Annotated in this window: 10 protein-coding genes; 8 read left to right on the plus strand and 2 right to left on the minus strand. The window is 62.8% G+C overall.

Features of this window, described 5'->3' with window-relative positions; translation table 11 throughout:
- The first annotated feature begins 20 nt into the window (after positions 1-20).
- Together ACVC7O_RS06855 and ACVC7O_RS06860 are read left to right on the plus strand one after the other, a co-directional pair.
- Entirely contained in the window at positions 21-1469 is a 1449-nt protein-coding gene (locus tag ACVC7O_RS06855; RefSeq protein ID WP_458325339.1) for a TrkH family potassium uptake protein, read from the plus strand.
- A gap of 1 nt (position 1470) precedes the next feature.
- The gene (locus ACVC7O_RS06860; protein WP_458325340.1) at positions 1471-3105 is read left to right on the plus strand and encodes a thiamine pyrophosphate-binding protein; all 1635 of its coding nucleotides are present in this window, start codon (positions 1471-1473) and stop codon (positions 3103-3105) included.
- Between the two features lie 6 nt (positions 3106-3111).
- On the opposite strand, the gene ACVC7O_RS06865 is transcribed toward ACVC7O_RS06860, so the two are convergent.
- Together ACVC7O_RS06865 and ACVC7O_RS06870 are read right to left on the minus strand one after the other, a co-directional pair.
- Positions 3112-3393, minus strand: a complete 282-nt coding sequence (locus tag ACVC7O_RS06865; RefSeq protein WP_458325341.1) for a hypothetical protein — start codon at positions 3391-3393, stop codon at positions 3112-3114.
- A 136-nt stretch (positions 3394-3529) separates the two neighbouring features.
- The gene (locus tag ACVC7O_RS06870; protein ID WP_458325342.1) at positions 3530-5323 is read right to left on the minus strand and encodes a serine protease; all 1794 of its coding nucleotides are present in this window, start codon (positions 5321-5323) and stop codon (positions 3530-3532) included.
- 164 nt (positions 5324-5487) lie between these two features.
- On the opposite strand from ACVC7O_RS06870, the gene ACVC7O_RS06875 reads away from it, so the two are divergent.
- The 6 genes from ACVC7O_RS06875 (at position 5488) to ACVC7O_RS06900 (ending at position 13508) form a co-directional block, all read left to right on the plus strand.
- Entirely contained in the window at positions 5488-6429 is a 942-nt protein-coding gene (locus tag ACVC7O_RS06875; protein WP_458325343.1) for a glycine--tRNA ligase subunit alpha, read from the plus strand.
- Complete coding sequence (locus ACVC7O_RS06880) at positions 6426-6947, plus strand: DUF6446 family protein (protein WP_458325344.1); 522 nt, start codon at positions 6426-6428, stop codon at positions 6945-6947. Before ACVC7O_RS06875 ends, ACVC7O_RS06880 begins: the two co-directional genes overlap by 4 nt.
- Positions 6947-9076: a glycine--tRNA ligase subunit beta gene (gene glyS / locus ACVC7O_RS06885; RefSeq protein ID WP_458325345.1), complete on the plus strand. Its 2130-nt coding sequence runs from the start codon at positions 6947-6949 to the stop codon at positions 9074-9076. The genes ACVC7O_RS06880 and glyS overlap by 1 nt, the downstream gene beginning before the upstream one ends.
- A gap of 55 nt (positions 9077-9131) precedes the next feature.
- Positions 9132-11699 (plus strand): putative PEP-binding protein, encoded by a 2568-nt coding sequence (locus ACVC7O_RS06890; RefSeq protein WP_458325346.1) that lies wholly within the window; start codon positions 9132-9134, stop codon positions 11697-11699.
- Between the two features lie 162 nt (positions 11700-11861).
- Positions 11862-12491, plus strand: coding sequence for a cell wall hydrolase (locus ACVC7O_RS06895; protein WP_458326050.1), 630 nt, complete (start codon positions 11862-11864; stop codon positions 12489-12491).
- A 93-nt stretch (positions 12492-12584) separates the two neighbouring features.
- Positions 12585-13508: a dihydroneopterin aldolase gene (locus ACVC7O_RS06900; RefSeq protein WP_458325347.1), complete on the plus strand. Its 924-nt coding sequence runs from the start codon at positions 12585-12587 to the stop codon at positions 13506-13508.
- Positions 13509-13510 lie beyond the last annotated feature (2 nt).

Below are 13510 nucleotides of genomic sequence, written 5' to 3' on the forward strand. Positions count from 1 at the left end.
GCGCGGCCAACCCTGCGCGCATGTTGGACCTCCGCCCCGTTGGATATGTGATCGGACTGCTTGTGGCCGTCCTTGGGGCGGCGATGCTGTTGCCGATGCTGGTCGATATCGCCGAAGGGCGCGCGCATTGGCCGGTCTTCATCCAATCGGCGCTGATCACCATGCTCTCGGGCGGTCTGATCGCGCTGGCCTGCGCCAATGGGGTCAAGGAAGGTCTCACGATCCAGCAGACCTTCTTGCTCACCACGGGTGTCTGGGTGGCCCTGCCTCTTTTCGGTGCGTTGCCCTTTGTCTTCGGCGCGACCGAAGCCCGCTTTGTGGATGCGTTTTTCGAGGCCATGTCCGGGCTGACGACCACCGGCTCCACGGTGTTTTCGGGGTTGGAAGAGCTGCCCAAGGGGCTGTTGCTCTGGCGCGGTATTCTGCAGTGGCTGGGCGGCATCGGTATCATCGTCGTTGCCATGGTGTTCCTGCCGGAGCTGCGCGTCGGGGGGATGCAGATCTTCAAGTCCGAGTCCTTCGACACGATGGGTAAGATCCTGCCGCGGGCCGGCCAAATCGCCAGTCAGATTTCCAGCATCTACCTCGGCCTCACCATGATCTGCGCGTTCAGCTACCTCGTCTTGGGTATGAACGCATTCGACGCAACGGTGCATGCGCTCACCACCGTGTCGACCGGCGGGTTTGCGAACTACGATGCCTCGTTCGGTGCGTTCAAGGGCAACCTCGAGATCGCGGCAGCGTTCTTCATGATCCTCGCGGCATTGCCCTTTGTCCGCTATGTCCAGCTGATCAATGGACAACCCGAACCGCTCTGGCGCGACAGCCAGATCCGGGTGTTTGTCATCACCTTGCTGGTCATCGTCTCGATCATGTCGATCGCACTCTTTCAACTGTTTCCGCAGGACTGGGGCACCTCGATGCGCGAGGCGCTGTTCAACGTGACCTCGATCATGACCGGCACCGGCTATGCTTCGGCCAACTACATGACCTGGGGCCCACTGCTGATTTCGATGTTCTTCTTCATCGGCCTGATCGGGGGATGCGCGGGCTCCACCACCTGTTCAATCAAGGTCTTTCGCTACCAGCTTCTCTTTGCGTCGATCAAGATGCAGCTGCGGCGCATCCGCTCGCCCAACGGGGTCTTTGTCGTGCGCTACGACCGGCGTCCGGTGTCCGATGATGTGCTGAGTTCGGTGATCTCCTTCTTCATGTTCTTCGTCGTCACGCTTGGCTTGCTCGCCGTGGCGCTCAGCCTCACGGGGCTGGACTTCATCACATCGCTTTCGGGTGCGGCGACGGCCCTGTCGAACGTGGGCCCCGGTCTGGGGGATGAGATCGGACCTGCAGGAAATTTCGCGGGTCTCAACGACACCGCAAAGTGGCTGTTATCCATCGGAATGCTGCTGGGACGGCTTGAACTTCTGGCTGTCTACGCCATCCTGACGGTGAATTTCTGGAGAGACTGATATGCAACGACCCCTCGGAGCGCAGATTTCGCACATGCTCAAGGACCGAGGCGTCGATGTGATCTTCGGCATCCCCGGCGTGCACAATCAGGAAATGTATCGCGGTATTGAAGAGGCCGGGATCACCCACGTGCTGGCCCGCCACGAACAGGGCGCGGGCTTTATGGCCGATGGCTATGCGCGCGCAACGGGCAAGCCTGGTGTGGCTTACGTGATTACAGGACCGGGGCTTTGCAACATCATGACGCCGATGGGGCAGGCCTATTCGGACTCGGTGCCCATGCTGGTCATCTCCAGTTGTCTCGACGACGTGGCGGCCACGAAGGGGCAATTGCACCAGATGAAGGACCAGCGCGCTGCGGCGGAAACCGTCTGCGACTGGTCGGAGGAAGCCCGCTCGGCGGCTGCCGCCTATCGTCTGATCGACCGGGCTCTGGTCGAGTTTCTGACCGACCGGAAACGCCCGAAACACATCCAGGTGCCCATTGCCCTGCTCGAGGCGCATGCACCGCCCGCCACCGCGCGCCCCGCACCGACCGCGCCCAAGCGGCCGTCCAGTTCGTCGCGCAACCTGCTTGAGGGGGTGCAGCGCCCGTCGCTCGGCGCGCACCAGATCAAGAGCCTGGCCCGGCGCATCATGGAGGCTGAACGTCCGCTGCTTGTGTTCGGCGGCGGTGCCGCAACGCCGGGGATCGAGACCTTGGTCAGCAGCGTGCTGGCGAAGAGCAAGGCGGCCTCTTTCACCACCTATGCGGGCCGCGGGGTGGTGGCGCCTGACAATCCGCGCGCCTTCGGCGCCAGCCTGGCGCGCCCTGAGAGTGCAACGCTGCTGAGCTCCAGCGATTGCGTGGTCTATCTCGGCACTGATCTGGCGGAAGTGGACTTGTGGCGCGCCGACTCCGGGCACCGCCCCGGTGCTGTGCATGTCAACCTCGATCCGACCGTGCTGGCCGCCGCGGATGCCGATGACACCCGTCTGCAGGCGGATGCGGTTGACGCCCTGGCCGCGCTCGACGGCGCGCTGGAAGGGGCGCCGGCCTCGCGTTGGTCATCCGAAATCGTTGCCGACTATCGCGCGCGATGGCGGGCGGAGGTTGATGCCGAACGTCCCGGTATCGTGCCGCTTTGCGATGCTCTGCGAACGGTCGTGCCGCCTGACACGATGATCTATTCCGACATGACGCAGCTGGCCTATGTGGCCAAGGAAGTCTGGGATATGGATCGCGCCTGCCACTGGCACCACCCCTACGGCTTTGGCACCTTGGGGTACGCCACACCCGCGGCCATCGGCGGCGCCCTTGCGCGGCGCGGCCAGCCGACGATGGCGATCATCGGCGACTATGGGTTTCACTATACGATGCAGGAGTTGGGGGTGGCTGTGGAGCTCGGGCTCTCGCTCCCGATCATCTTGTGGGACAATGGCAAGCTCAAGGAAATCGAGGAAAGCATGGTGCGCGCACAGATCGCGCCGAACGCGGTGATCGCGCGGAACCCGGATTTCTGCAAACTGGCTGAGGCATTCGGCGCCCGTGCGGCGGCTCCGAAAAGCTTGCAAGCTCTTCAGAACGCCGTCACAGATGCTTTTGCGGCCCAAGGTCCGACGTTGATCTACATCACGCCTGGCCTCTCCGCCTAGCGCCGGTTACTGGTAGTCTGAATAGGCGCGCTGGATCAGCCGCCGTGCGCACGCTTCATGTGCGGTATTCACGATCAGATACCAGACTGTCTCACCCGGGCGACCAGCGCGCGAGTACTGACAGTTGTCCGACGTTGTCCACCACTGCCCGCGATAGTTTGCAGGCGGCAGCATGGGCGAAGTATAGTTCACCAAGGTCGCTTTCGTCGCACCGGAAGCCGCCTGATCGGCAGCGACAGGCAGCGCAAGCGCCGTGCCAAGGGCCAGCGCCATAAAGTGTTTAAGCATTCCACTCACTCCATGTTCGTACCGTAGTACGAGGCGCCCCCACGCGAGCAGAGAATGGCGGTGGGGTCTTAAGGCATCGCAAACGGATGCGCTGAAGTGAGCCTTTCTTTAGGGCAGATTTGAGACGTTTTTGTGCTTATTCCCAGCAACTGACCAGCACGGTCATGTCCACCGCCTGTGCGGTGATGTCCTCTGGCGCAAGCGCCGCCGTGGCGCCCGGCCGCGGCGTCGAGATGCCCGCGGTTTCGAGCACCTGTGCAATCGCACCTCCTGCCAGCGCAAAGGTCACCTCCTGCGGCAGTTGTCGCTGTCCGCCACCTCGGGGCAGCAGCATGCCGAGGACGTTACCGCTGGTATCGAAGACCGGACCACCGGCATCACCGGGCAGGCTCTTGAGGTTCAGGCGGCTGAGGTCTTCTTCGCCCTGCAGCCCGCGCAGATCGGCCAGGGTGCCGAAGGTCATGCTCGGTGCTTCGAGAACGCCCTCGTAGGAGTAGCCCGCGACAGCCACATCCGACTGCAGCCTTGGTGGCACCGGGCTGAACTGCGCCACCTGTGCGGGGGCCAGCGTTTGAGAGGGTGTCAGCACCGCAACGCCCAGCTCGGGGTCCACCACGTTCAGCCGTGCTTCGATGTCATCGTCGAGCGTGATGCGCGTGCAGCTTTGCACCGCGTCCGAGGTGGTCACGACGGCGCCTCCCGCATCGACGAAAAAGCCCGAGCGCGACAGACGCGGTTTGCGCACCTGTAGCCCGGCCACCAGATCGATCTGCTGGTCGGTTGCATCAACCGCCGCCGGGTCCAGAACGCCGGGCAGCCGCGTGAAGCTTGCCTGCATTTCCGAGATCAGCCGGGTCCGGCGTTCTTCGTCGCGGGCAGGCCAGATCAACGTGAAGCCTTTGATTTGCCCGTCTTCAAGCCGAACCCTCGTTTCGCTCACGATCTCATCGTTCCGCCCGATCAGCGTGAAGCGCGACCGCTCCAGCGACCGCTCACCGTTCAGCGGCACGATTTCCAGCGTCTGCATCACCTGGTACAGACCGGCGAGCGTGTTGGTGTCACCTTCCTGGCTGATCAGCAGAACGCGCGGGGCACCGCCCTCCGGGCTGTTGAACTGGGCAAAAGGCGGCTCGTACCGCTCCAGCGTGATCTGTGCCATCGGAAGCTTCATCTCGATTCCGGTCTTGGCGTCAGTCACAAGCCGCAGATCGAGCCCTTCGAGGACCGCATTATACTGACCCATGAGCGCTGCGCGCTGCAGGGTGGTCAGCACCCCGGTCGGCTCGAACCCGTTGGCGGATTGCCAGGCCGCCATCGAATTTCGAGTGCCGCGGCCAAAGGCGCCGTCAATCGCGGCATTGTAGAACCCGGCCCACTGCAAGGCTGTTTGCAGCCCCTGCCGTTCCCCCGCGCTCAAGAGCCGCTCGCTCTGACGTGCCTCAGCCGGTGTTTCATCAGGGACCGCGATCACCTGAGCTGGTGCTCGCTGCGCTGTTTCGGTCACTGGATCGGTGTCCAGGGTGATCTGCGGTGTCTCAATCGTTGGGTCCTGCGCCGGCACAGGTTGGGCCGTCAGCGCGCCGCGCCGCAGCAGATCGGCGCCTTGGGGAAAGAACTGCGCACCCAGCGCGGTGCTGAACGCGATATAGCTGTCACGGGGGATCAAGCCATCCGCCCGATAGACCTGCAGCACCTGCTGCGCATCCTCCGGTGCGTAGGGGCCGAGAACAATACCATACCAGCCACCACCGAGCGCAAACCCGTTCACATCGTCAAGCGTGCGCGCATAATCTTCGGCTCGCGTCAGCCCGTCCTGCAAGTTCGGCTGCGCCTCGATCTGCACCCAGACGACTTCGTTCGCCGACTGCGCGCTCACACTGGCGCCCCACGTGGCAAAAACCGCCACACACACCGCAAAAAACCGGATCATTTAGCTGCCCACCTCTGACCTCAAAATATCCGGCACAGATAATCAGGAAATGGCCGCCTTGGCCATAAGACAATGGCCTGAAATATCAGCAAAGCGCCAATTGACGCTTCCGGCACACACACGTAGGTAAGGCGCGCAAGATCATCCCGAGGCCGCGCGTTTCCATGCCCGACACACCTGACACTCCGAAGTCTTTTCAGGAGATTATCCTGAGGTTGCAGTCCTATTGGGCGGCCAAAGGCTGTGCGGTATTGCAGCCTTATGACATGGAAGTGGGCGCGGGCACCTTTCATCCGGCCACGACGCTACGTTCGCTCGGCACGCAAGCCTGGGCGGCAGCCTATGTCCAGCCCTCGCGCCGCCCGACTGACGGGAGGTATGGCGAGAACCCGAACCGGTTGCAGCACTACTACCAGTACCAGGTCCTCATCAAACCCAGCCCGCCCGACCTGCAGGAGCTCTATCTTGGCTCGCTCGAGGCGATTGGCATCGACATGGCGCTGCACGACATCCGCTTTGTCGAGGACGACTGGGAGAGCCCGACGCTGGGCGCTTGGGGCCTCGGCTGGGAGGTCTGGTGTGACGGAATGGAGGTCAGCCAATTCACCTACTTCCAGCAGGTCGGCGGGCACGACTGCCACCCGGTTTCGGGCGAGCTGACCTACGGGCTGGAACGTCTGGCCATGTACGTGCTGGGCGTCGATCACGTGATGGACATGCCCTTCAACGATCCTCAAACGCCGATTGCGCTCACCTACGGCGACGTCTTCAAGCAGACCGAAGAGGAATACGCCCGCTGGAATTTCGACACGGCAGATACGGACGTGTTGCTGCGCCAGTTCAACGAGGCCGAGGCGCATTGCCGAGAGATCCTCGAGGCACCGCATGAAGACCCGAAAACCGGCAAGCGTATCATCATGGTGCATCCCGCCTACGACCAATGCATCAAGGCGAGCCACATGTTCAACCTGCTGGACGCGCGGGGCGTGATCTCCGTGACCGAGCGGCAGGCCTACATCGGGCGCGTGCGCGCGCTGGCCAAGCTCTGCGCGGACGCCTTCGTTCAGACCACCGCGGGCGGCTGGCAACCGGAAAGTGCGGCATGAATGGCAAGATTGTGGGCAGCGCGATCCTGATCTCTGCCGCTGTCGCGGGAGCCGCGCTCTATTACTTGCAGATTTACGGCTTCTACGAAGAGGTGACCGCCGAGGTGACCGAGGTGCGGCTGGTCTCGCTGACGTCCGATCAACCGGAACCCATCCGGGCCGAGGCAATTGAAGCCATTGATGCCGACAGCTCGCCCATTCGCTTTCGCGCCTGTTTCAAGACCCCTGCCAGCCTGCCGAAGTTGACCGAGACCTATGTGGGTCTCGACATGGCAACGCCGCGCAATGCGCCGCCCTGGTTCGACTGTTTCGATGCGGCGGCTATCGCGGCAGAACTCAAGGCCGGGACGGCGCTGCCCTTCCTGGGAGAGAAGAACGTAGCCTTTGGCGTCGACCGGATCGTGGTGATCACCGATGACGGGCGCGGCTACATCTGGCACGAGCTGAACGACTGCGGCGAGAAAGCCTACGACGGAACGATTGTGGGCGAAGAATGCCCGAAACGAGATGACACCTGATGCCTGACTTGCTGATCGAACTCTTTTCCGAGGAAATCCCCGCTCGGATGCAACGCCGCGCGGCGGAGGATCTGAAGAAGCTCATGACAGACGGCATGGTTGAGGCCGGGTTGACCTACGCGTCCGCCGCCGCCTTCTCGACGCCGCGCCGCCTGACGCTGACCGTGGAGGGCCTGCTGGCAGCGAGCCCGGCGACTGTTGAGGACCGCAAGGGGCCGCGTGCGGATGCGCCTGAGAAGGCGATCGAAGGCTTCCTGCGTGGTGCTGGTCTGACCCGCGAGCAGCTGGAAGAGCGCGAGACACCAAAAGGTGCGGTCCTCTTTGCGCGGATCGAAAAAACCGGACGACCCGCTGCGGAGATCGTGGCCGAGGTCCTTGAGAAGACGATCCGCAGCTTCCCATGGCCCAAATCCATGCGGTGGGGGTCGGGCAGCCTGCGCTGGGTGCGACCGTTGCAATCGATCCTTTGCATTCTGAGCGACGAGGCAGGGGCTGAGGTCGTGCCCGTCGAGGTGGACGGGATCGCCTCGAGCGACACAACATCGGGCCATCGGTTCATGGCGCCGGATCGGTTTTCTGTTTCGAGTTTCGATGACTACACGTCAAAGCTCAAGCGCGCCTGCGTGGTGCTCGACCCGGACGAACGGGCTGAGGCGATCTGGCATGACGCGACCAACACGGCCTTTGCCAGCGGGCTCGAGGTCGTGGAGGACAAGGGGCTCCTGGCGGAGGTCGCGGGGCTTGTCGAATGGCCCGTCGTACTCATGGGCCAGATTGCCGATGACTTTCTGGAATTGCCGCCCGAGGTCCTGCAGACCTCGATGAAGGAGCACCAGAAGTTCTTCTCCGTGCGCAATCCCAAGACCGGGCGGATCGAGCGGTTCATCACCGTGGCCAACCGAGAGGCGGCGGACAATGGCGCGACCATTCTTGCGGGTAATGAAAAGGTGCTTTCGGCCCGGCTGGCGGATGCCAAGTTCTTCTGGGAGAACGACCTGCGCGTGGCCAAGGCGGGCATGCAGCCGTGGCTGGAGCAGCTGAAGAACGTAACCTTCCACGCCAAGCTCGGCACCCAGGCCGAGCGCATCGACCGCATCGCAGCACTTGCCCGCGAGCTTGCACCGGTCGTGGGTGCCGACGCCGATCAGGCCGAACGCGCGGCACGTCTCGCTAAGGCTGATCTGAGTTCGGAGATGGTCTATGAATTCCCCGAACTTCAGGGGCTTATGGGGCGGTACTACATCGAAGTTTTAGGTGAGGATGCAGCTATTGCTGCAGTCGCCGAAGAACACTACTCGCCTCTCGGCCCCTCAGATGATGTGCCTAGCGCACCGATGTCGGTGGCTGTCGCTCTTGCCGAGAAGATCGACACGCTGACGGGCTTCTGGGCAATTGACGAGAAACCGACGGGGAGTAAAGACCCATTTGCGCTGAGAAGGGCTGCATTGGGTGTTATACGGATTGTTCTCGTGAACAACTTGCCTTATTCATGGCTAGACATAGCAACACCAGCTGCCCGAAGGCTACCTGCGCCAGATGCAACCTCGGCGCTGGCGTTTGCTCAAAAACTGGCCCATGACAACGATCCTGCGTGGTTCGTGGCTCGCGCAACCCTCGACTTTCTCCACGACCGTTTCAAAGTCTACCTGCGTGACCATGGGATTCGACACGACATCATCGACGCTTGCATTGCAATGGAAGGCAATGACGATCTGACGCTGCTCATGAAGCGTGCGCGGGCTCTGTCGGACGTGCTGAAAACCGAGGACGGCGAGAACCTTATCCAAGGCTTCAAGCGGGCGAACAATATTCTGACCCAGGCGCAGGAGGCGGATGGGGTGGAGTACTCCTACGGTGCCGATGCGAAGTTTGCCAAGACAGATGAGGAGCACGCGCTCTTTGCCGCGCTCGATCAGGCGGAGGCCAACATCGCTTCGGCGATGGAGCAGCAGGACTTCGCGACCGCGATGGCCGCGCTAGCGGACCTGCGCGCGCCGATTGATGCATTCTTCGAGGCGGTGAAGATCAATGCCGATAACGCCACCGTGCGGCGAAATCGTCTGAACCTGCTCAGCCGTATCACCACGCTTTGCACATCGGTCGCTGATCTCACCCGCATAGAAGGCTGAAACTGGACTCATCAGGCCATCCGCACTAAGCCTTGCCAGCCGCGCGTGACGTCTTATGCTGCATCCGAACCAAAGGAATGCCGCGGTGCAGAATAATCCGAATACCACCCTTGTGACCCCCACCGCGCCGATCGCGAATGACACGCATGGGGGGCGGGCAAAATGTCTGCAGCGGCTGGTGCGGCTCGATCTGCCTGTGCCGCGTACGGTAGCGCTGTCCTTTGACGCGGTTCAGCGGATCGCCAAGGGCGAGTTGCCTGATATCCCTGCGATTGTCTCGCAGTTCCCTGACGGCGCGTTGCTCTGTGTCCGGCCCTCGTCGGAAGACCCGGATTGGGGGGGGCCGGGTGCCGTGCTGAACATCGGGATGAACGCTGCGCGCTGTGAGGCCCTGACCGAGCGTCTGGGTGCAGACTCGGCCCGGGCGATCTATACTCGCTTTGTTCAGAATTACGCGATTGATGTGGCGCGGCTTGACCCGGATGTCTTCGAAGCGGTGCAGGGCGAGGGGCCGGAAGGCCTGTCGGAGGCGTTGCGCGCCTATGAAGCGGAGCTCGAGGAGGCCTTTCCCAGCGATCCGGCCGAACAGCTGGCTGCGGTGCTGAAGTCGATGGCGCGCGCCTGGGACGGAACCTCCGCGCGGTTGCTGCGTCAAGCGAAGGGCGCACCGGTCGATGCCGGGCTGGGTCTCGTGGTGCAGGAAATGGCGCTGGGGCTGGGATATGGCGAATGCGGCTCGGGTGTTTTGCAACTGGTGGACAGCGAGACGGGCTTGCCACAGATCACCGGGCGATACCTCAGCCAGAGTCAGGGCCGCGATGCGCTGGAGGGGGATGCCGCCGCGCTCTATCTCGGGCGGGATCCGCGCGGCCCGTCTCTGGAGGAGCTGGCGCCCGAGGCGTTCGAGGCGCTGAAATCGCAGGCGGCGTTGATGCGGATCAAGCTGCGCGAGGAGATGCAGGTCGAATTCGTCATTGAGAACGGAGCGCTCTTTATCCTCGACGGGGTGCGGGTGACGCGGTCGAGCCAGGCTGCCGTGCGCATTGCCGTGCAACTGGCGGAGGACAAGATCATCACTCAGGCCGAGGCCCTGATGCGGGTGCAGCCGCGCACGCTCTCGGAGCTCTTGCACCGGCAGGTCAGCCCTAAGGCCAAGCGCGACGTGATCGGGCGTGGCATCGCGGCCAGCCCGGGTGCTGCGACCGGCCACATCGTTTTCACGGCGGCTGAAGCGCAGGCCAGCGCGGCTCGGGGCGAGCCGTGCATCCTCGTGCGGCGCGAAACCTCGCCCGAGGACATCCGGGGCATGCATGCCGCCCACGCGGTCCTGACCGAACGGGGCGGCATCACGAGCCATGCCGCCGTGATCGGGCGGGGGATCGGCCTGCCGTGCGTCGTGGGCGCATCCAACATGCGATTTAATCGGAGTAAGAAACAGCTCATCACCCGGGATGGCCGGGTCTTCGCGGCGGGTGAAATCATCACCGTGGATGGCTCCAGCGGCGAAGTTCTGGCAGGCGCGCCCAAGATGCGGGAAGCCGCCCTTGATGAGAGTTTCCAGAAGCTCATGGAGTGGGCATCGGCGCATTGCGATATCGGTATCCGCGCCAATGCAGACACGCCGGCCGATGCGCAAACGGCACGCAATTTCGACGCGCAGGGCATCGGGCTCTGTCGCACGGAGCATATGTTTTTCGAGCCGGGCCGCTTGACTGTCATGCGCGAGATGATCTTCGCCGAGACGTCGGAAGACCGGCGCGCAGTGCTCGAGCGGTTGCTGCCGATGCAGCGCGACGACTTCACGCAGCTCTTCCGGATCATGGAGGGCAAGCCGGTCTGCATTCGGCTGTTTGACCCGCCGCTTCATGAATTTCTGCCGACAGATCGCGCGCGCCAGCGAGAGCTTGCCGAGGCGCTTGATCTGCCCTTGTCGGATGTGACCCGGCGGATCGACGCGATGTCAGAGTACAATCCGATGCTGGGGCTGCGCGGCGTACGGCTCGGGGTCACTGTGCCCGAGATCTACGAGATGCAGGCCCGTGCGATTTTCGAGGCGACCATTGCGGCCAATGCCGAAGGGTCTGTCGTGGTGCCCGAGATCATGATCCCACTGGTCTCCGCCCGCAGAGAGGTCGAGCTGGTGAAAACCTTCATCGACGCCGTCGCCGCGGCTGTCCGCACGGAGATGGACCAGGAGTTTGATTATCGCCTCGGCGTGATGGTCGAGACGCCCCGCGCCGCGCTGCGGACGGCGGAGATTGCGCCGCATTGCGCCTTTCTCAGCTTCGGGACAAACGACCTGACACAGATGGCCTATGGGCTCTCCCGAGACGACGCGGGGCGGTTCATGTCGGATTATGTGCAGCAGGGTGTCTTTCCGGAAGACCCGTTTCATGTGCTCGATACCGACGGCGTGGGTGAGTTGTTGAAACTTGGGGCAGAAAGAGGGCGGGCCGCACAGCCTGGTGTCACCCTCTCGATTTGTGGCGAGCATGGGGGGAACCCCGAATCGATTGCCTTCTGCCGGGATGTGGGTTTCGACTATGTCTCCTGCTCTCCCTTCCGGGTCCCGGTGGCGCGACTAGCTGCCGCACAGTTGGCGATCGCTGGCCAGATACAGTAGATACCTAGTTAAGTCTCTCTATATGTAGCGTTTTCTCGGATTGCGTGTTGAGCGGGACCGTGCCGACGTTAACCATCTTTACGGCCGTAAACTTTACGTCAACTTTCATTATCGTTAGAGCACCGCCATTGAAATGCCGTTGGGGGACGCGCTGTGCGTAGGATTTGCAAAGCGATTTTTTCGTTAACTTTAGGGTTGCTTCTGGGCTTTTTTGTGGCCGATACGGGCCTCGCGCGCCAGGGTGACCAATCTCAAAAGACTACTTCTGCTGACCTTCAGGAGGTCACATTGCGCCGTATGCAAGATACGGCTTTGAACACCAAGACCACCGCAGCTGTGGAGTTTTCCAAGAGCTGGCTCGACGCCCAACCCAAGGCGCAAGGCGGGCCCGAGCTGCAATGCCTGGCGGAAGCGCTGTACTTCGAGGCGCGTGGCGAAACCGTCAAAGGGCAGTTTGCTGTCGCTGAGGTCATTCTGAACCGCGTTGAATCCGAGCGTTTTCCCGGGTCGGCCTGTGGCGTGATCAATCAGGGAACGGGCAAGAAGTACCAATGCCAATTCACCTACACCTGTGACGGCCACAAGGAAGTCATCGCCGAGCCGCGCGCGTTTGAGCGGGTGTCCAAGGTGGCGCGTGCTGCCCTGGATGGCGCCGCACCAGAACTTACCGAAGGGGCCACGCATTATCACACAACTGCCGTGAGCCCGCGCTGGAGCCGCGTCTACACCAAGACAGCAGCCATCGGTGACCACATCTTCTATCGTCACACATGGCGCACCGCCAGCAAGTGACGTTTTCGGGGCTTGGCGCGGCGCTGTAAGGGCTGCTAAAGGCCGGGCATTGCTTACTTTGGCATTTGCCAGCGGTACCGAAAGGCCCAGCCCATGAGCTCCGAGATCAGACTTGCCTTCGCGCATCCCACAGAGCGGTCCGAGGCGACGGCGGAGGGCACGCCGCTGGACCGCATCTCGGTCCGGGATCATACCGTCGAGATCGAGATCGGAGCCTTTCAGGCGGAACGCGGTGTCACCCAGCGCATCTGTTTCAACGTGGTCGTCGAGGTGCGCCCGCTGACGGGGCCGATTGATGACGATGTCGACCGTATCCTGAGCTATGACAAGGTGACCGAGGCCATCGCCTTTGAGCTTTCGGACGAGCGGCTCAACCTGCTGGAGACGCTGGCTGAGCGGGTGGCCGAACGCATCTTGCTCGAACCGCAGGCGATGCGCGCCTTTGTCCGCATCGAGAAGCTCGACCGGGGGCCTGGTGCCCTCGGCGTCGAGATTGTCCGCGCGCGGCAGGAGCGTGCGCCAGTGCGTGCGGAGGAAGAACCCGCACCGCAGCCGCAGTTGATCTACCTCGGCAACACGGCCATCGCATCGCCTCATCTGAAGGGTTGGATCGATCAGCTCGAGGCGGGGGGCAAACCGTTGATCTTCTGCGTCGGCGCCTCGGACACGCCCGCCCCGCAGATCGCACATAAGATGGCGCAGCGCCGGATCGACCTGCTGGCAATCGAACAGAACGCCTGGGTGCTGGCCTCGAAGGATGATCGCTGCGTCGTTGTCAGCACCCGTACCGAGCTCGATTGGGCGATGAAGAATGGCCAGACCTGTGTTTGGGCGCCCTCGAAGATCGTGCTGGATGCGGTTGACGGGCCTTCTGCGCAGCCGCGGGATGCCGTGGCGCTGGCCGCTTGGTTCGCCGCGACCTTCGAGGCGGAAGAAATGATCGTGATCGGGGCTGACCTGCCCCAGGAGGCCTCAACGCCGCTGCGCTCCATCCCGTCCGACGCGGCAGCACTCTGATC

The organism is Roseobacter cerffii, from assembly GCF_054226325.1.